The sequence below is a fragment of the Glaciecola petra genome, from assembly GCF_031846345.1.
Taxonomy (GTDB): Bacteria; Pseudomonadota; Gammaproteobacteria; order Enterobacterales; family Alteromonadaceae; genus Glaciecola; species Glaciecola petra.
This window is the reverse complement of sequence record NZ_JAVRHX010000005.1, coordinates 155260-174059: the sequence shown is the minus strand read 5'-3', so window position 1 is coordinate 174059 and position 18800 is coordinate 155260. Positions and strand designations below refer to the sequence as shown.

Genomic DNA, 18800 nt, shown 5'->3' with positions numbered 1-18800 from the left:
TTGCTATGCTCTATATTTATTTGGGTATGGTTAACTCTTGCCCTATCCTAACTAAGTCTGACCTTAGTCCATTAGCGTCTTTGAGCTCTTTAACACTTACCCCATATCGTTGCGCTAACAGTGACAAAGACTCCCCACGCGTCACTTTGTGAATGGCTGGTGCTTCATTTTTCCATTTTGCCCACAAAGTACCATCGGGCGGTGTTTTCTTAAAATAACGTTTAATTGATCTAAAAATAGCTTCTGCTAAACGCTGCCTATGTTTTTCCCAGTTTAAATTTTTCTCTTCCTGCGGATTAGAAATAAATCCGACTTCGATTAATACTGATGGTGTTTCAGGCGCGGTTAAAACAGCAAGGCTAGCGCTTTGCGGGGTTTTCTTGTGCATGCTCGTCACTTGTTTCATATCTTTGATCAGTTCATGACTTAATTCATAGCTGAGAGCACGAGATAGGTCCATTGACATATTAAATATTGTTTCTGCAAAATATCGTTCAGTGTCTCTGTCACCAATGACATCTGCCGCTGCACCCAACAATTCAGAGCTTCTTTCTGTTTGCTCTAACAAACGACCTAATTCTGTGTCGGCACGGCCTTTAGACAACACCCACACAGAACCTCCTTTTGGCTGAGGCGTTGTAAATGCGTCTGCATGTATTGATACTAATAAATCAGCATTCTCCCTGGCTGCTACTTTAGGCCTATCGTTAGGCGAAATATAATAGTCGCTTTCCCTCGTCATAACACCGCGCATGCCGGGCTGCGCATCAATGAGCTTGTCTAATTTTTTAGAAATACTCAACGTAATATGTTTTTCGTAGGTGCCTTCAGGACCAATAGAACCTGGATCGTTGCCGCCATGTCCGGCATCGATAATGACAATAATATCTTGGTCCCTATTAGGGCCACTGTTGTTAATTGGCGAAACTGGGACTGGGTCTGGGTCGACCAACTCAACCACTAAGCGATAAGAAAACCCTTCTGTTGGATTAAGTATAAACACCCTTGGATTTAACTTTTTATTGGCTTCAATTACCATTCGAGTGTCGTTGCTGGACTTTGGGGTACTGTGGCGTAAGCGTTTAATTTTATTGCCACTTATCGTTACGGTGCTAAAATCAAATTTACGCTCCACACCCTGCAAATCAAGTACCATTCTGTGTGGGTTTTGCAAACTAAAGTATGAATATTTGGGTTCAGACTTAAACTCCAAAACGATACGTGCGGTATCACTTGTATCTGAAAACCTAACTTGTTCAATACTATTGTCTGCATTGGCTGACGATACAAACACACTTAACAAAATGAATAAAAAATAGGGTATTCTTAAAAAAGTACCCATTAGTCATGCCTCTGAAAGTCATTTAGGTAAGACTTCGCAGTGTCGGTAAAAGCTTCGATAGTATATTCTCGACCTTCATCTTTGTATTTTATATCTATTACAAAATCAGCTTGTGGTAACAAATCTCCGCCTCGTTCTGGCCATTCTATTAAACTCGCACTTTTTGTATTAAAGTAGTCTCTTATGCCCATAAATTCTAACTCTTCAGGGTCTGCTAAGCGATATAGGTCAAAATGATATACATTCAATCCTAACAAATCGTATGGTTCTACTAGCGTATAGGTCGGGCTTTTAACATTTCCAACATGTCCCAAACTTTTCAATAGATAACGTGTAAAGGTTGTTTTGCCGGCACCTAAATCTCCTTTTAAAAATATACAAATGCCAGCTAAACCATTTTTTTTAAACAGCAAGCCTAAGTTAGCGGCAAGTCTGCAGGTCGCTTTTTCATCTACGCAATATTCGATAACTTTCATTATTCGTTAATTAAAACTCTCACTGCTTTGAATAAATCACTTGCCAACAAACCTCGTTGACCATATTTCTGGGCTACTATATCACCTGCTTTAGCATGAATCGAGACACCATATTGACACGCCATATCTTTACTTAAACCCTGCGACATTAAGGATCCAAGAATACCCGCCAGAACGTCTCCCATTCCAGCCGTTGCCATGCCTGGATTGCCGTGGCGACAGACCCACGAGTGATGTTGGTTGTCGACTATACTGCCTGCACCTTTTAACACACATGTCGCATCATAACGCTGTGCACTTTGGCGCGCATAATTAAAACGGTCTGATTCAATTTCTTCAACTGACACGTTCAATAAACGAGCCGCTTCGCCTGTATGAGGTGTCATGACACACTCGGGTAAACCCACATATTTATTATAGACCGACTTCAAATTGAGGGCGTCTGCATCAAAAACGATTGGCTTAGGATTTTTTTGTAAATATGCCATCACCGAATCAAAGGTTTGTTGACTCCACTCATTCTGTCCTAAACCGGGCCCAATCACTATGCAAGTTGCCCAAGCTAGTGACTCTTCTAACCCTGTAGCACTGACCATCAATTCTGGGCGCCCAGCATTGATTTGCAAAATAGAGTCTTCATGAGCAAACACTTTGACTAAGCCAGTACCGGTTCTTAATGCAGCTTCCGCACTCAGACGAATAGCACCCGACATGCCTTTATTGCCGCCAATACAAAGTAAACGCCCATAGCTACCTTTATGACTATGCACTGGTCTAGGTGCTAAGCCTTTAAAATGCTTAAAATCAAGCGCACTCGCGTCACTTCTGGCTAATTCAGCAAAAGCCTTGCCCACACCTAAATCTTCGAACACTAATTGACCACAAGACTGTTTACCAGCGCCAGTGGTTAGGCCCGTTTTTATGCCAATAAACGTGATAGTAGCAGTAGCTTGAATGCATTCACCCAGTGAATTACCCGTTGTCGCATCAAGACCGCTAGGCACATCTACGCTGATAACGGGTATAGAAGATTGATTAACTGCGTCGATGACCGCCGCAAATTCTGTACGAATAACACCATTAATACCAGTACCAAGCAAAGCGTCTATTACAATATCGATATTCTTTAATCGCTCTGTAGTAAAAGGCATAACTTTGCCACCAGCATTAATCCAATCCTCTTTAGCTCTGGCAACGTCGCCATGCACTTCTCGCTCAGGCTCAACCGCGCACACGGTAACATTTTTGCCAGCGTTAGCCGCTGTAAGTGCAGCAATATAGCCATCTCCAGCATTATGTCCTATCCCAACCAAAACTAAATAATTGTCGATATTTGGAAACATCGACACACAATTCTGAAAAACACAGCCGCCAGCACGTTGCATGAGACTATACATATCTACACCCATCTGACTTGCTGCTTTTTCCTCATGCAAACGAACTTGATCTGCACGATATAGTTTCTGTGTTAAGCTATTAGCAAGTTTCTTTTGCAGCATAGATGCATGTCCTCAAGTGAATCAAATTTTGCCAATTCTAAAGTATTAACAGACTCTGAACTGGCGTCTTTAGCTAACCATATCAAGGCTTGGGGCATGGCGCTAGGGTTTCAGCAAGTTGGTATTTGCGATATTGATGTTCGACACCATGACAGTGCCCTCCGTCACTATATTGAAATGGCGTATCAAGGGCAAATGGATTATTTGGCGCGTAACACTGATAAACGCCTAGCGCCTGATTCCTTGCACGAGAATACCTGTCGTATTGTGAGTGTTCGAATGAACTACTTACCGCCTGATGCTGGCTTTGCCAAAAGCCTTGCAAATGACAAAATAGCGTATGTCAGCCGATATGCTTTGGGTCGAGATTATCATAAGGTCATGCGACAACGTTTAAAGAAACTCGGCGAAAAAATAAAAGACTTCTGTGAGCATTTAGATTATCGACCTTTTGTTGATTCAGCCCCTGTTTTAGAGCACGCTGTAGCAGAAAAAGCAGGTATCGGCTGGACCGGTAAACACACACTAACCTTAAACGAAGAGGCTGGCTCTTGGTTTTTTCTTGGTGAGTTATTTATTAATATTCCTGTTCCCATTGATGAAAAAGTCAAAGAACAATGTGGTTCGTGTAATGCTTGTATCAGTATTTGCCCCACACAAGCGATCGTTGCGCCATACAAACTAGACGCTAGAAAATGTATTTCTTATCTCACTATTGAGCATAAGGGTGAGATACCCCTTGAATTCAGACAAGCGATTGGAAACAGAATATACGGCTGTGATGATTGCCAATTAGTATGTCCTTGGAATCGTTACGCGGATATCACTGAAGAAAAAGACTTTTTTGCCCGAGAAAAACTCAATCAACAAGATTTATTAAGTTTATTTGCTTGGACCGAAGAGGAATTTTTAACCAATACTCAAGGCTCACCTATTCGTCGTATTGGTTTTCAGAGTTGGCAACGAAACTTATCTATTGGTATGGGCAATGCTAGTTTTGACAGCACGATATTAAATGCCCTAGAAAAAGCGCTGATTGATACTAATGACCCCGTGCTAAGGAGTCATTTTGAGTGGGCAATTCAAGCACAATTGGATAAAAAAGACGCTCAAGAAAAAAGTATTAGTAGTCGGCAACATCAACGTTTAATTAGAGTCATTAAAAAAGGCTTACCACGAGACGCATAAGCCTTTTTTTGTTTTGGCTATCACTCCTAATTTTAAGCGTGATATTGGCGGCTATATTTATGCACCGCATCAACAAAATAGCCGGCATGATCAGGCGGTACATCTAAATGAATACCGTGACCAAGATTAAACACATGACCTGTTCCTTTGCCAAAGCCCGCTAGAATATCTGTTACTTCTTGCTCTATGCGCTCTTTTGGCGCATACAAAATAGAAGGATCCATATTCCCTTGCAGGGCTACTTTGTCGCCAACTCTGGCTTTTGCATTCGCAATATCAATTGTCCAGTCTAGGCCAACTGCATCACAACCTGTTGCCGCAATTGATTCAAGCCACATACCGCCATTTTTGGTAAATAAGGTGACAGGGACTTTATTGCCTTCATATTCACGCGTAAGACCCGACACAATTTTTTCCATATATTGTAAGGAAAACAACTTGTAATCACGAGGGCTTAATACTCCCCCCCATGTATCAAAAATCATCACTGATTGAGCACCAGCTGCGATTTGTGCATTTAAATACAAAATGACCGAATCGGCCAATTTATCTAGCAAAGCATGCAATACTTGCGGTTCAGCAAATGCCATTTTTTTTATTTTAGTAAACGCTTTACTTGAGCCACCTTCAACCATGTATGTAGCTAATGTCCAAGGACTCCCAGAAAAACCAATCAAAGGTACTTGGCCTTGCAGGTTTTTTCGAATAGTTCTTACCGCGTCCATTACATATTTTAAACTTAACTCAGGGTCAGGAACCGGCAACTTTTGGACATCTTGTGCAGTTTGGATCGTTTTTTCGAATTTTGGCCCTTCTCCTGTTTCAAAATACAAGCCCAATCCCATCGCATCCGGAATCGTTAAAATATCAGAAAACAAAATAGCAGCATCGAGTTTAAAACGTCGCAAAGGTTGCAATGTTACTTCACAAGCTAATTCAGGATTGGTACACAAAGCCATAAAATCTCCCGCTTCAGCACGTATCGCTTTATATTCTGGTAAATAACGTCCGGCTTGACGCATCATCCACACAGGGGTGTGATCGACAGGTTGTTTTAAAAGTGCACGCAGGTATCTATCGTTTTTTAGCTTTGTCATAGTTTTTTATCTAATATTTGTCGCTGGTTAATATTATGGTGCGCGTAGGATAAAATATTCTCAGCGCTTGCCCAAGGAAATGTTTATTTTATTCGAGAAATAGTTTCATGAATTAGCCTTCCTGCTATTGAAATTTTAGGTGGAATACTTGGTAAATCGTCAATCTCAAACCATTGTGCATCCAGTATCTCCTTGTTATCAATAACAATGTCGCCAGCGTCATATTCCGCTATGTAACCTACCATCAAAGAATGAGGGAAAGGCCAAGGTTGACTGCCAAAATATTCAAGAGATTTTAGTTTTACACCCACCTCTTCAAACACTTCTCTATGTACTGCTTGCTCTAAAGACTCTGCACTTTCCACAAACCCGGCTAATGTTGAATAAAATCCACGGGTTTGTTGTTGGGCACCTTGGGCTAATAATATTCGTTTATTGTCATGAATAGCCACAATAATACAGGGAGACACACGCGGGTAAACACGATGGTTGCATTTATCGCAATGCATGGCCATTTCCCAACTCACTTTGCGCAAGGTATTGGCGCAGCGGCCACAAAATCGGTGAGTTCTCAAAAACAAAGCATATTGCCAAGCTTGAGCGGCATATTGAAAATCGTTGGTACCCATGGCACCTGCATTGTTTTGATAATGATGTAACAATAGAGAGCGTAAGCTAACCAATTGAAAATTATCTTCTGCAAATTCTAAATGATGAATGTCGATTAAATAATGTTTGCCGTATTCGCTAGTAAAAGCTAAAGACTGTTTTTCGTCTATGTGTTGGTCTAAACAGCTTGGCAACTCATCTATGCTTGGTAACAAGTCTGGTAAGGCTGCAAACGGAATAGCTTTTTTCTGGTCTGTAGCAGTTTGTGGCTCTGACGCTGTTTTGATGAGTAAGCGACTGTCAATAAATACAAAAAAAAGCGACGTGTTCATAATGGAAGTTATAAGCCTTTAAAAAACGCGGTAATTTTAGATATAGATAATAAAAAAGTGAATGCGACTTGTTCGACGTGAAGGCGATGATATACTACTTTGCGGTGTATTGACATTCGTTATGTTCTGTTTGCACACACAGCAAAACGAACAAATAAATAATTAACAATAAAAATGCAACTATATGCAGAGCACGAAAGGGCAAAATTTGCGCAAAAATTGCATTAAGGCGATAAAGTCACATGACAAACATAACACTATCTAAAAGTAAGCAGGTTTTGTTTAATAAAGCACGTAGCTTTTGTGAGCAAAAAGGAGCGAGATTTACTCCCTTAAGAGCGCAAGTATATCAGATTCTTCTGCAAGAAGACGCTTCCATTGGCGCATACGACGTGCTCGATAAGTTGAAGGAAAGTGAAGATTCTGCCAAACCTCCCACAGTGTACCGGGCACTCGATTTTTTTTTAGACCTCGGTTTGGTGCATAAAGTTGAGTCTACCAACACATTTAAAGCATGCCATCACTTTGGTTGCAATCATCCTGTGCAATTTTTAATATGTGATAATTGTGGGGACGTTCAAGAGATAAGCTCAGACGGTGTCGAGTCAACTTTAACTGCGCAAGCAACCGAGAATTCGTTTCAAATTATTAGTCAGACCATTGAGGCGCATGGTATTTGTCATCGTTGCCAATAATTAGGAAGTAGAGTTTTGAATGTAGAATTTATTAACCCTTTTATTTTGTCATTGCAAAACGTTGTTCAAACCATGGCACAAATTGAACTGCGAGCTGAAAAGCCTGAAAAGAAAGTTGATGAAACGGCAAAAGGAGAGGTATCGGGCATTATAGGGATGATTGGGCCACAGATTAAAGGTTCTCTCGCTATTACATTTGATAAAAAATTAGCTCAAAATATGATGTTAAACATGCTTGGAGAATCAAGCGATACTATTGACGATGATATGCGAGATTTGGTGGGTGAGATGACCAATATGCTATGCGGCGGCGCAAAATCATTATTGGCTGAGCAAAATTATCAATTTAATATGGCGACACCAGTTATTGTATCTGGCGAAAGGCATATTATTCAGCATAAAGTTGATGGCCCCAAGATACTATTACAATTTACCAGTGACAAAGGTAACGCTTATTTAGAAATTTGTTTCGATTCCTAAGCATTTGCTAGTATAATAGAACTATAATAAGAAAGTTAAGATTGAATAAAAATATAATTCCGAAAAAAGGACACTCTTACAATGAAAAAATTAACACTGCTAACAGCAGCACTACTTAGTGCTTCTGTTTTTGTCACAAACGCACAGGAAGCCCCCCCTTATGAAAACTGGGTAGGTGGTTTTGTACAATATTACAGCGCTGACGCTAGCAAAATTGAGCCTATTGGCGGCTTAGACGATGGTGAAGGCTTTGGTGCAGAGCTAGGCTTCAGGTTTGATCCATCCTGGGCAGTACGATTTGAGATTGGTCGAGTACTGATTGATTCTGACCCAGACAACCGAGGCGCTCTAGCAGACGACGGTACTCAACTGGGTGCCGACGTAATGTACTTTTTAGAAAATGACGCGGCCTATTTATTTGGAGGTTTGCGAGAGCAGTCTATTTCTGAAAGCTATCGTATGGCGAGTTTAGGTATAGGTAAACACTGGGAAATTGACGAAAATTTCAGATTGATTTCTGAAGTGGCGACTTACTACGATTTTGGACAAGCTCACAACGAATTTAGCGTAAAACTTGGTCTTGCATATATTTTTGGTAAAAACGACCAACCTGCACCGCGTCCTGACACCGATGGTGATGGCGTATATGATGCTGTTGATCGCTGTCCGACTACTCCTGCAGGGACTACGGTAGATGCTACGGGCTGTAACGTAGACCTCGATGGTGATGGCGTATTAAACGCTCAAGATATGTGTCCAACCACCCCATCAGGTGTTGAAGTTGACGTAAATGGGTGTGAAATAAAAGACTCTGACAATGACGGTGTGTTAGATGAAGATGATAGCTGCCCGAATACTGCTGCTGGTGTGCAAGTAAACGCCAAAGGATGCGCAGTTGATTTAGACACCGATAACGACGGTGTGTTAGACAGTAAAGATAGCTGTTTAGGCACGCCAATGACTGACAAAGTTGACGCTAGTGGCTGCAGTATTTTCGAACAAAAAGAGGTATCCGTTGCGTTAGATATCTTGTTCGACAATAACAGTAGTGTTGTAAATAACCCTGACTCGGCGCAAATTAATGAGTTTGTAGCGTTTATGCAGCGTTACCCTAATACCTCAGCCGTTATCGAAGGACATACATCGTCTCTTGGTCAAGCTGAATACAACCAGTTCCTGTCTGAGAAACGTGCTAAATCAGTTCGTGCAGTATTAATTGATACTTATGGTATCGACGCTGACAGACTAACTGCTGTGGGTTATGGCGAAACACGTCTTAAAGATACTTCAAATACGCGCGAAGCACACCGCATCAACCGCAGAATAGAAGTAAGTGTTACCGCAACTGTGGAAACCAAAGCGACTCGCTAATTACGCAACAATAAAATGATTAAAAAGCTCAGCAAATGCTGGGCTTTTTTTACTTAACGCACCCATCTTGTGAGTTATTATTATGAAAACAAAAGCGAATTTAGATAATCATATAAATTCACGCAGGCGTTTTGTTAAATTAGTCGGGACAGGTTTAGGTGTTGGTTTAGGATTTGTTACTTTGTAATCAAAGGCTTTGCTCAGCAATAAAATGCATCTCTCTTAATGAAGGTAAAGGGATGTCAGGGTTATAAAAGAGTCTATTAAGGCGGCCAAGTAAATTAATATTGCGGTTAGCATCATGGCTTTTTGTTCGCGCTATACTTTGCGTCTCTAAAAACTCCCAAGGCTTTAAATTTAACTCTTTTATGTAGTCTGTTGTCACACCTGCTCGACGCATGGTACTCAAAATCCGCTCTGTTTTACTTTCTTCTGTCGCTACAATAAAGGGCTGAAAAGCCCTGTTTATGGGTTCATAAACGGCCTGAAGCGCAGCACTAATTGCTGACCATATTTCATCATGTGAAGCCTGATAACCTTTTGGCGCATAATAACCGATCACTTCCCATTCAATTTCTGCACCTCCCCTTGCAATTGAACTGTTAAGACTCGTTGAAAGAGATAAATCGGGTTTTGCCCCTATATTATATGCATCTAAAGACAAGGATAAGCAAATGGCGATATCACTAAATTTATTTTGCTGATGATAAATACCTTCAAAAGCACAACGTTTAACCCCCATCCATCCATGCACTATGGGCGTTTCGGATGCAAATTTTCTAACCGCTTGTGGTAAATCTTCGGCATATTTATCGATAAATAATGGTGCAGGATCAATTTTTAAATCTTGCTCGGGTATCCACACTTCATATTCTTCTCGATTATCTGCTTTCCCGCGACTTTTGATCCCATAGGATAAGTTTATTGGTCGGCAAATATCTCTTTTCTCATCAACCCGATGAAAGTACTCGGATCGAAATCGCTTAATATAGGGCGCTTCTAAACCTGCCAGTGCTGCAGTAGGATATCGAAAGCCAATATCACTATTAGTGACTATATCAAAACCCACTAATTGTTCAGTTAATACTGTTTTTAAACCGATTGCCTGACGATAATTATTTAATACTACGCTGCGCTCAGGCTCAATGCTTAAACGACTGCCATTTTCACTAATAAACTTAGGTGTTTTATTGAACTGTTGAAACTTTGGATTAAGCTGCTCAGCAAATTCATTCCGAATATTCGCTAAAGACGAAAACAAAGCGCTATGGTTTCGAATATGCTTAAACAAAGGGCGGTTGGCGTGCATGTTGATCGTCCTATTGCTATTGATTCATTTGCGCAAACCACAGCGCAATTTGCTCGCGTTCTTGCTCGGTCATATTAGTTTTATTCAACAAAGGCATATCTTTGGTAACGGCTGTGCGCTGGGCAATTTGAGGTGCGTAACGTTTGATATCGTCCCAATCATCTAAAATTACGCCCAAAGGCGCTACCTTAAAAATTTCGTCGGTGGGCATGCTCGAATGACAGGAAACACAATGGGTTTGAATTAATGCGAACGCACTCTTGTCTAAAGGGTTTAATTGACTGACTGCCGCGATTTGTTCAGAGGAATCTACACTTTCAGCACTTTTTGGCGCTTGAGGCCAAGATACCCAAAGGGTCAGAGCTGCAAACAACACGGTAGAAATGACTAGAATAGACGGCTTATTTACACCTATGTGCTTTAAGTTAAAATAGTGCCTGAGGTAAGCTGATATACCAATAAAAGCAACTAGCACTAGCCAGCTTTGAGGATGTTGATAAGTCATGGGATAATGGTTGCTGATCATGATAAACAGTAAAGGCAAGGTAAAGTAGTTATTATGAACTGACCTCAATTTGGCACCCATTCCCCAAGCTGGGTCTACTTCTTTTTTAGCGGCCACCGCAGCAACCATTTTTCGTTGTGCCGGCATGATATTAAGCAAAACATTACCTGCCATAATAGTACCAATAAGGGCTCCAACATGAATGAAGGCACCTCGCCCACTGAATAAGCTAGTAGCTAACCAGCAAGCAAACACAACAAAGAAAATTAAAAATCCAGCAAATACTTTTGGTCGTTTAGCTAAAACGCTTCTACAGGCTAGCTCGTATATTGCTTGGCCACCAAAAATAAACCCTAAGCCATATAAAATAGCAATAGTCGGACTAAGCGCCATCACGCGCGGATCAATTAAAAACGCGGATGCCCCAAAATAATAGACCAATATTAATAAGGCAAAACCGCTTATCCAGGTTGTATAAGCTTCCCACTTAAACCAGTGCAGTGTTGTTGGCATGGTTTCAGGTCCGTAACTATATTTAGCGACCTCATAAAACCCACCACCATGAATAGCCCACAAATCTCCTTTGATACCTTTTTGTTGCTTCCATTCAGGTGGAGTGCGCAGGTTGTTATCTAACCAAATAAAATAAAACGAGGCGCCAATCCAGGCAACACCCGCAATTACGTGAAACCATCTTATAAATAGCGACATCCAATCAAGCCAAGGCATTCAAATTCTCCATAGGTGTTTTTTGTTGTTTGCCAGCAATATATGTTGCTTCAACTGCACGGTCATCTCCAATCATGCTAAGGGCAAATATCATGTCAGATGCATTTTCTACAGTAGTCTGATCTGCATTATTAGAAGTGGCAGTGCTTGTGGTGTTTGCGCCCAAATGGCGTAATTTAGACAATTCGTTTGCAAGCGGTGTCAGTACCACAAAATCAGCATAAGAGCCCGGGTTTAAATTTCCGATATTATCACTTAAGTCATACGCAATGGCTGGGCCTTGAGTCATATAATATAAACCTTCATAAGGGTTTATTGGCGATTGCTGTAGCTGACTAATTTTGTAAGCATCACCATAGTTTCTTAACATATTAAAGCTAGTGCCTGCCCCAACATCACTGGCTAATGCAATACTGACTTTGTGCTCTTTTGCACTTTGAATATCAAATAATCCACTCCCCAAAAACAAATTGGAGCTAGGGCAAAATGCGCTTACTGCACCACTTTCTGAGAGTTGCGCCCATTCGTCATTATTTAAATGTAAACAATGACCAAAGACAGAACGTTTGCGCACCATATTAAAATGTTCATATACATCTAGGTAGTTAGTATGAGTGGGATAAAGCTCTTTTACCCAAGCCACCTCATGCGCATTTTCTGACAAATGCGTTTGAATAAATACATCAGGGTATTGTTGCGCTAACTCACCAAGAGAGGCAAGTTGTTCGGGACTGCTGGTAGGCGCAAATCTGGGCGTTAGTGCATATAAATTTCGGCCTTTTCCATGCCAACGTTGAATTAAGTCATCGCTCTGTCGTTGTGCACTGCTAGCGGTGTCTTGTAGATAAGTTGGACAATGTCTATCCATACACACTTTACCTGTAATAAATGCCATATTAAGTTGTGAAGCTGCTTCAAACATGGCATCAACAGACTGCGAATGTACGCTCGCAAATGTCAACGCTGTGGTGGTGCCATTATCGATAAGTTGACGCAAAAATATCTGCGCAATGTATCGACAATAATTCATATCTTTAAATTTATCTTCGGTAGGAAATGTATAGTTTTCGAGCCACTCTAATAATTGCTCACCATATTTTGCAATCATTTCGGTTTGCGGAAAATGCAAATGACTGTCGAGAAATCCCGGCACAATTAAACGCCCCCGATAATCAACAACCTCTGCAGTTGGATGCTTAGGAAAAATTACCGCATATTCATCTAACGCTAAAATTTTGCCATTTACTACTACAAGACCGCCATCTACAAAGTGCACATAATCTCTACTAGGTACATCAGTAGCCTCGGGGAAATGCAAAATACTTGCTCGATATAAAACAACTTTAGTGTTCACTAACTTCCTCGATAACTGCTATAACCATGAGGCGAAATCAGCAAAGGAATATGGTAATGACCACCTTGCTCTTCGATTTCAAAGTGAATATCAATAAATGGATAAAAACTTTGCCCATGTTTGCTGAGTAAATATGACTTGCAGAAAAACCTTAAACAGTATTCGCCGGCTGGAAAATCATCAATGTTCCATTGATTAAAACGCCCATCGCTATTAGTCTCACCAGAACATGTCGAGCCGTCGGGCAAGGTGAGTAATAACTGCATTTTTTGCGCTGGTTTGCCGCTAGTTGTATCAAGAACATGGCTTGATAAAGTATTCATATAAACTAATCCTGTACCTGTTTATTTATCAGTGTCAAACTGTCGATATCACTGTGACACCTTTTAATCTGCTTTGAGTGCTTTTTCAATTCGATTGACCGTGATTTTAATTTGTTCCTGAGCTGCATTCTGTAGTTCAGTTGCCGTATTGTTGGGTAACCTAGCAAGTAAGGCCTTAAGCATAGATTTTGCACTAAGACCACTTGCAAATATGATGAAAATAAAGCCATGTTTTTCTAAATATGCTTTATTTTTAGCATGTAGTTCAGCCAATACGGCTTCGCTCGCCGTTTGCACGCCGCTTTGTTCATGACTCGCAAGTGCACTTGTGTTTGCATATTTTGCTCTTAAGGTGCTCATATCACCAATCATGGGGTGCCCACTGAATGCTTCCATCAAATCAGTTGTTTGCATGGTTTGCCACATATCATTTGCGCACTTTTTAATATCGTCCAAGTTGTCAAAAGGGCGTTTATTAAGCATGTTATAACACCACTTTTCACTACTGCATGTTTGTAAAAACCAATCATATGCTTGCTCTGGCGAGGCCAAATTTAGCTGTTCAATACTAGTGATAGTCATTGTGTGCTCTGCGCCATTACTCGGTCATTTGATATAATTTCTTGGCCGTTAATTTTCTTATCATTTAGCAGCTGAATAATCTGCGCACTTATTGATACGGCAACTTCTATTGGTCTTTTGCCTGGTACAAGAGCTTCGCCAATTGGGCTAATAAGACTAGCAACTTGTGATTCAGAAAATCCTCTATGTTTTAATCGAGTGACAAAACGTTTAGCCTTTGTTGTCGAACCAATCATGCCCAAATAATGAACTAGATTCAGTTTTAAACAGTTTTCGACAATTGCATAGTCAAGTTGATGGTTATGGGTCAGCACGATGACCCAGCTATTAGGATCTAAAAAGGCTATTTCACCGCAAGGGTCATCGCTAACTATACGCTCTACATTTGCGTTTAAAACGCTAGTATCAACACTATCAAATTCGGCCTGGCGGCTGTCAATCCACTTTATTTGCAAGGGAAGCTGAGCCAATATTGGGACTAGAGCTTTAGCGACATGCCCTGCACCAAAAATAACCAGATGTTGAGTATGATTTACATGCACTTCAAATAGTAGTTTAACCGCCCCGCCGCAACATTGTCCTAACTTACTTGACAACGGATAGGATTCAATATGCTGAGTGTGAGTTTGTTCAAGCAAAAACGCCCTCGACTTTGCAATCGCTTCAAACTCTAAATGTCCACCGCCGATAGTGTCAAACTGAAGGTCGCCACAAACTACCATTTTGGCGCCAATCTCTCTAGGAGCCGAACCTGCTGCATTAATAACAGTGACCAGCACATAACTTTTGCCTTCATGCTCACATCTTTGCACTGCATCAAACCATTTAGTTATTTGCATTTTACTCCTCCATCAAGCTCGTTTTGCATCTCAATGACACAACGCAATACTTTTTCGGGCGTAGCTGGACACGAAAGTGGCGGGTCAATCTTTCCTTCTGACAAACTCGATATTGCATCTTTGATGGCACACCACACTGAAATTGCCAACATAAATGGAGGTTCCCCCACCGCTTTAGAATGATAAATACTGTTTTCAATGTTTGCTTGTTCAAACAAATCGACATTAAAGATCTTCGGCGTGTCGCCTATTGCCGGTATTTTATAAGTAGCCAAATTATTACTGATAAGTCTACCTTGGTCCTGCCAAAGTAGTTCTTCGGTTGTTAACCAGCCCATCCCTTGAATAAAGCCACCTTCAATTTGACCTTTGTCAATGGCCGGATTAATACTGGCTCCTACATCATGCAATATATCTACCCTATCAAGCTTATACTCGCCAGTGAGGGTATCAATACTGACTTCACTCACCGACGCCCCATAAGCAAAATAAAAGAATGGCCGGCCCTGACCAGTTTCGCGGTCATAATGGATTTTCGGCGTTTTGTAGAAACCATTAGCTGACAAGGAAATACGGTCAAAATAGGCTTGTTGTACCACTTCAAACCAACTTATTGCATGCTCACCTAATTGTAATTTGTTATTCATGAATACGACGTCTTCAGCTTGTCCATGTACTTTTTTGGCAAAAAACTCGGCTAAGCGTTTTTTAATACTAATGCAGGCATTTTGCACCGCTTTACCATTTAAATCTGTGCCGCTAGATGCCGCCGTTGGTGAAGTATTCGGAACCTTATCGGTGCGCGTTGATGTAATATCAACCTCGTCTATTGAGACACCAAACTCAGTCGCCACTATTTGACTAATTTTAGTATGTAAGCCTTGACCCATCTCAGTGCCACCATGGTTGGCTTGTATACTGCCATCGGTATACACATGCACCAAAGCACCAGCCTGATTGAGATGTTTGGCAGTAAACGAAATTCCAAATTTCACGGGTGTTAGTGCTAGCCCTTTTTTAATTACCGGACTGCCCTCGTTAAACTGCTTAATTTTTTCTCGCCTTAACCAATAATCACTAGATTCCTCAAGTTTGGCGATGATTTCAGGTAAAATGTTGTCATGCACCTGCATATGATATGGGGTCATGTCACCGGTAAAATCAGAATATAAATTTTGTTTGCGGACAGTTAAAGGATCTAAACCCACTTTCCGGGCAACGGCGTCCAATATAGCTTCTGCGACGATCATGCCTTGTGGACCGCCAAATCCTCTATATGCTGTATGAGACACTTGATTGGTTTGCATACGATGACCGCTAATTTCACAATGTGGATAATAGTAAGCGTTGTCGGCATGAAACATTGCTCTGTCGACAATGGCGTCAGACAAATCAGGCGAATGCCCGCAATTACCTTGCAAATTAATATCGGTCGCGCTAATTTTTCCCTGCGCGTTAAAACCAACCGTAAATTCATTTTCAAAAGGGTGTCGCTTGCCCGTAATGATCATATCTTGTTGTCTTGGTAAGCGCAGTTTAACAGCGCAGCGGTTGCGTGCGGCAAGCAAAGCCGCTATGCAGCTCCATTGAGCAGCTTGAGTTTCTTTTCCGCCAAACCCCCCACCCATACGTCGCATATCAACTACTACTTTATGCAATTTTATGCCGAGTACTTCGGCCACCAACTTTTGTACTTCACTTGGATGTTGGCTTGAGGAAAAAACTAACATACGGTCTTCTTCCTCAGGCATGACCATAGAAACTTGGCCTTCTAAATATAGATGTTCTTGGCCGCCCACCGTAAGGCTTCCAGTAAGTATATGCTCACTATCTTGCAGCGCCGTTTTAGTATCACCGCGTTTCATAAAATGCGGAGGACGTACATAAGCATTTTGTTTTTTTGCACTTTTTATTGTCAGTATCGATGGCGTTTGTTGTATTTCAATTTTTGCTTTTGTTGCAGCAACACGCGCTTGCTGCACAGTTTTTGCGAGCACCGCAAACACTGCTTGGCCATAGAATTTAATTTCACCGTCAGCGAGTAAAGGATCACCCTTAAATACAGGTCCTATATCGATATGCCCAGGCACATCTTTGGCCAATATAACATCACAAACACCTTCACTTTGCCAAACTGCAGACAAATCGATATTAACAAGCTTGCCACTTGCAACCTCACTCATACCAACGGCTGCATGCTGCAGGTTTGCGGGTTCGGGAATATCGTCAACATAACGGGCAGTGCCACTAACCTGCCGTACAGCACTTTCGTGTGGCGTATTTTTTACTTTAGTACTGACTATATGGTCACTGGGAAGTTGCTTGCTGTCTCTCGCTTCAATTAGTTTACGCATGTTGTTCTACTCGCGTTGCTATCTTATGCGCATGACTGTTTGTTTCAAGCCAAAATCGGTGGAGCAGGTTTTGTAAAATTTGAGTACGGTATTGGCTACTCGCTCTCACGTCAGTGATGGGGACAAATGAATTTTTGACTATTTGTTGAGCAAGAGAGAGAGCTTCTGTACTCGACCAAGCTTTGTTTACTAACTCATCATTTAAGGCTTGGCAAGCACTAGGGATAGCGGCGACACCACCAAAACCAGCGTTAAAATTCTTAATCAAGCCTTCTTCAAGCTGCAGATTTAAAGCAAGACAGACTGCTGAAATATCATCTTCATTTCGTTTAGATACTTTGTAAACACGGATTAATTGATCAGGATTAGGCAGGGGTATATGGATACTATCTAGCCATTCATTGGCCGCTAACTCAGTTTTTTTATAGTCAATGAAGAAGTCTTCGATATTAAGAAACCGAGTAGTTTGTCCATTATCTAACTTTATTTTCGCGCCTAAGGCAATTAACACAGGTGGCATATCGCCAATTGGAGAAGCATTGGCAACATTACCTCCTATAGTTGCCTGATTACGAATTGGGCGAGAAGCAAATCGTGTGATCACTTCAAATAAGTCTGGAAAGTATTGCAATAAGACGCTTTCTGTTTCTGAAAATGTGCAAGCTGCACCAATAACTAGCATATTTTGACTGGTTTCAACGCGCTTTAAAGATGACATAGCGCTTAAACTTATCATTATTTTCAAATCTTGCAGCATTTGTGTAGAACTTAGTGCGAGATCTGTACTTCCGGCTAAAAGCGGTGCATTTGGGTAAGCCGCTATTGCATCAGCCAATTCATCTCTTGACCTAGGCATCAACAAATTAGCTGTGCCAACAGCTGCCTCCGCATGCTTAATTGCTAGCAACTTTTTAACAGTATGTGGCCACTCTTGTGTAAATTTATCTGCCTTCGCGTCATCACATGCTTGCAAGGTAGCTTCAATTATTGGGCGATAGCCCGTGCAACGACATAGATTACCTGATAGTGCATCAATCACCTCGTGTCTTTTTATTGGGGCTGATTGTTCTGCACTATCACTGGATTTGTTGAGAAGACCTTGCTCGGCTTGTTTATACAAAGCAAACATAGACATGACGAAGCCTGGCGTGCAAAAACCACATTGTGAACCATTGTACTTTACCATCGCATTTTGCACTGGATGCAAGTTTTGCTCATTTTGCAAATGCTCAACAGTGAGAACTTGCTTGCCATGCAATGCTGACAAAAACGTAATGCAACTATTTATGGATGTATAATGTGCGAGTCCATTTTCATCGACATCTGCAGTAACAATAGTACAAGCCCCACAATCACCCGATGCACATCCTTCTTTAGTGCCGGTCATGGATCGCTTTTCGCGCAGAAATTGCAAGACTGTTAAGTCTGCTTTCTCATGCTGAATATTGACCACTTCATTGTTGAGTAAAAACTGGATCATGGATTACCACTTTTATCGTGTAATTGTTTACGTCAATGGTTACATGTACATTATTGTCTCAATGCGCAAAACCTTATAAACACATTACCAGAAATCAAAGCAAAAACTAGACCAATTGGTTAGTTTTTTGATATTTTGATGTATTTAAGCAAAGTTAGTGTAAACTAAAAACGTGAAAACTAAACAAACGCTTTATAAATCTATTATTTAACAGTTACCTACCAGGTTGTAAGTAA

17 protein-coding genes are annotated in these 18800 nt (G+C 41.1%); 4 read left to right on the top strand and 13 right to left on the bottom strand.

Annotation, left to right across the window (positions count from 1 at the left end; genetic code table 11):
• Positions 1 to 16 precede the first annotated feature (16 nt).
• The 3 genes from RM552_RS15165 to RM552_RS15155 are packed head-to-tail and all read right to left on the bottom strand — an operon-like array spanning position 17 to position 3317.
• On the bottom strand, positions 17 to 1342 hold the full coding sequence (locus tag RM552_RS15165) for an N-acetylmuramoyl-L-alanine amidase (protein WP_311369714.1): 1326 nt from the start codon (positions 1340 to 1342) through the stop codon (positions 17 to 19).
• Positions 1342 to 1818, bottom strand: a complete 477-nt coding sequence (gene tsaE, locus RM552_RS15160) for a tRNA (adenosine(37)-N6)-threonylcarbamoyltransferase complex ATPase subunit type 1 TsaE (RefSeq protein ID WP_311369713.1) — start codon at positions 1816 to 1818, stop codon at positions 1342 to 1344. Before tsaE ends, RM552_RS15165 begins: the two co-directional genes overlap by 1 nt.
• Positions 1818 to 3317 (bottom strand): NAD(P)H-hydrate dehydratase, encoded by a 1500-nt coding sequence (locus RM552_RS15155; protein WP_311369712.1) that lies wholly within the window; start codon positions 3315 to 3317, stop codon positions 1818 to 1820. Before RM552_RS15155 ends, tsaE begins: the two co-directional genes overlap by 1 nt.
• 6 nt (positions 3318 to 3323) lie before the next feature.
• Here RM552_RS15155 and queG point away from each other — a divergent pair, with 6 nt between their 5' ends.
• Positions 3324 to 4505: a tRNA epoxyqueuosine(34) reductase QueG gene (queG, locus tag RM552_RS15150; RefSeq protein WP_311369711.1), complete on the top strand. Its 1182-nt coding sequence runs from the start codon at positions 3324 to 3326 to the stop codon at positions 4503 to 4505.
• 32 nt (positions 4506 to 4537) lie between these two features.
• On the opposite strand, the gene hemE is transcribed toward queG, so the two are convergent.
• Entirely contained in the window at positions 4538 to 5602 is a 1065-nt protein-coding gene (gene hemE, locus RM552_RS15145) for a uroporphyrinogen decarboxylase (protein ID WP_311369710.1), read from the bottom strand.
• A gap of 83 nt (positions 5603 to 5685) precedes the next feature.
• On the bottom strand, positions 5686 to 6543 hold the full coding sequence (gene nudC, locus RM552_RS15140) for an NAD(+) diphosphatase (RefSeq protein WP_311369709.1): 858 nt from the start codon (positions 6541 to 6543) through the stop codon (positions 5686 to 5688).
• A 242-nt stretch (positions 6544 to 6785) separates the two neighbouring features.
• Here nudC and RM552_RS15135 point away from each other — a divergent pair, with 242 nt between their 5' ends.
• The 3 genes from RM552_RS15135 (at position 6786) to RM552_RS15125 (ending at position 9089) form a co-directional block, all read left to right on the top strand.
• On the top strand, positions 6786 to 7238 hold the full coding sequence (locus RM552_RS15135) for a transcriptional repressor (RefSeq protein WP_311369708.1): 453 nt from the start codon (positions 6786 to 6788) through the stop codon (positions 7236 to 7238).
• Positions 7239 to 7253: 15 nt separating this feature from the next.
• Complete coding sequence (locus RM552_RS15130) at positions 7254 to 7718, top strand: chemotaxis protein CheX (RefSeq protein ID WP_311369707.1); 465 nt, start codon at positions 7254 to 7256, stop codon at positions 7716 to 7718.
• Positions 7719 to 7799: 81 nt separating this feature from the next.
• On the top strand, positions 7800 to 9089 hold the full coding sequence (locus RM552_RS15125; protein WP_311369706.1) for an OmpA family protein: 1290 nt from the start codon (positions 7800 to 7802) through the stop codon (positions 9087 to 9089).
• 187 nt (positions 9090 to 9276) lie between these two features.
• Here RM552_RS15125 and RM552_RS15120 read toward each other — a convergent pair whose 3' ends face one another.
• From RM552_RS15120 to xdhA, 8 genes are all read right to left on the bottom strand, one after another.
• Positions 9277 to 10398, bottom strand: coding sequence for a hypothetical protein (locus RM552_RS15120; RefSeq protein ID WP_311369705.1), 1122 nt, complete (start codon positions 10396 to 10398; stop codon positions 9277 to 9279).
• Positions 10399 to 10414: 16 nt separating this feature from the next.
• Entirely contained in the window at positions 10415 to 11632 is a 1218-nt protein-coding gene (locus RM552_RS15115; protein ID WP_311369704.1) for a urate hydroxylase PuuD, read from the bottom strand.
• On the bottom strand, positions 11619 to 12986 hold the full coding sequence (gene guaD, locus RM552_RS15110) for a guanine deaminase (RefSeq protein ID WP_311369703.1): 1368 nt from the start codon (positions 12984 to 12986) through the stop codon (positions 11619 to 11621). The genes RM552_RS15115 and guaD overlap by 14 nt, the downstream gene beginning before the upstream one ends.
• Positions 12986 to 13309 (bottom strand): hydroxyisourate hydrolase, encoded by a 324-nt coding sequence (uraH, locus tag RM552_RS15105; protein WP_311369702.1) that lies wholly within the window; start codon positions 13307 to 13309, stop codon positions 12986 to 12988. Before uraH ends, guaD begins: the two co-directional genes overlap by 1 nt.
• A 63-nt stretch (positions 13310 to 13372) precedes the next feature.
• Positions 13373 to 13891 (bottom strand): 2-oxo-4-hydroxy-4-carboxy-5-ureidoimidazoline decarboxylase, encoded by a 519-nt coding sequence (gene uraD, locus RM552_RS15100; protein ID WP_311369701.1) that lies wholly within the window; start codon positions 13889 to 13891, stop codon positions 13373 to 13375.
• Positions 13888 to 14730: a xanthine dehydrogenase accessory protein XdhC gene (gene xdhC / locus RM552_RS15095; RefSeq protein WP_311369700.1), complete on the bottom strand. Its 843-nt coding sequence runs from the start codon at positions 14728 to 14730 to the stop codon at positions 13888 to 13890. Before xdhC ends, uraD begins: the two co-directional genes overlap by 4 nt.
• Positions 14721 to 17084 carry a xanthine dehydrogenase molybdopterin binding subunit gene (gene xdhB / locus RM552_RS15090; protein ID WP_311369699.1) on the bottom strand — a complete coding sequence of 788 codons (2364 nt, stop codon included), beginning with the start codon at positions 17082 to 17084 and terminating at the stop codon, positions 14721 to 14723. The genes xdhC and xdhB overlap by 10 nt, the downstream gene beginning before the upstream one ends.
• Positions 17077 to 18564 carry a xanthine dehydrogenase small subunit gene (xdhA, locus tag RM552_RS15085; RefSeq protein ID WP_311369698.1) on the bottom strand — a complete coding sequence of 496 codons (1488 nt, stop codon included), beginning with the start codon at positions 18562 to 18564 and terminating at the stop codon, positions 17077 to 17079. The genes xdhB and xdhA overlap by 8 nt, the downstream gene beginning before the upstream one ends.
• Positions 18565 to 18800: the final 236 nt, after the last annotated feature.

Coding starts and splice junctions, on each gene's coding strand:
- tsaE (WP_311369713.1), bottom strand. CDS start 1,818: ATGAAAGTTATCGAATATTGCGTAGATGAAAAAGCGACCTGCAGACTT.
- queG (WP_311369711.1), top strand. CDS start 3,324: ATGTCCTCAAGTGAATCAAATTTTGCCAATTCTAAAGTATTAACAGAC.
- RM552_RS15135 (WP_311369708.1), top strand. CDS start 6,786: ATGACAAACATAACACTATCTAAAAGTAAGCAGGTTTTGTTTAATAAA.
- RM552_RS15125 (WP_311369706.1), top strand. CDS start 7,800: ATGAAAAAATTAACACTGCTAACAGCAGCACTACTTAGTGCTTCTGTT.
- uraD (WP_311369701.1), bottom strand. CDS start 13,891: ATGACTATCACTAGTATTGAACAGCTAAATTTGGCCTCGCCAGAGCAA.
- hemE (WP_311369710.1), bottom strand. CDS start 5,602: ATGACAAAGCTAAAAAACGATAGATACCTGCGTGCACTTTTAAAACAA.
- RM552_RS15115 (WP_311369704.1), bottom strand. CDS start 11,632: ATGCCTTGGCTTGATTGGATGTCGCTATTTATAAGATGGTTTCACGTA.
- RM552_RS15155 (WP_311369712.1), bottom strand. CDS start 3,317: ATGCTGCAAAAGAAACTTGCTAATAGCTTAACACAGAAACTATATCGT.
- xdhC (WP_311369700.1), bottom strand. CDS start 14,730: ATGCAAATAACTAAATGGTTTGATGCAGTGCAAAGATGTGAGCATGAA.
- uraH (WP_311369702.1), bottom strand. CDS start 13,309: ATGAATACTTTATCAAGCCATGTTCTTGATACAACTAGCGGCAAACCA.
- RM552_RS15120 (WP_311369705.1), bottom strand. CDS start 10,398: ATGCACGCCAACCGCCCTTTGTTTAAGCATATTCGAAACCATAGCGCT.
- nudC (WP_311369709.1), bottom strand. CDS start 6,543: ATGAACACGTCGCTTTTTTTTGTATTTATTGACAGTCGCTTACTCATC.
- RM552_RS15165 (WP_311369714.1), bottom strand. CDS start 1,342: ATGGGTACTTTTTTAAGAATACCCTATTTTTTATTCATTTTGTTAAGT.
- xdhB (WP_311369699.1), bottom strand. CDS start 17,084: ATGCGTAAACTAATTGAAGCGAGAGACAGCAAGCAACTTCCCAGTGAC.
- xdhA (WP_311369698.1), bottom strand. CDS start 18,564: ATGATCCAGTTTTTACTCAACAATGAAGTGGTCAATATTCAGCATGAG.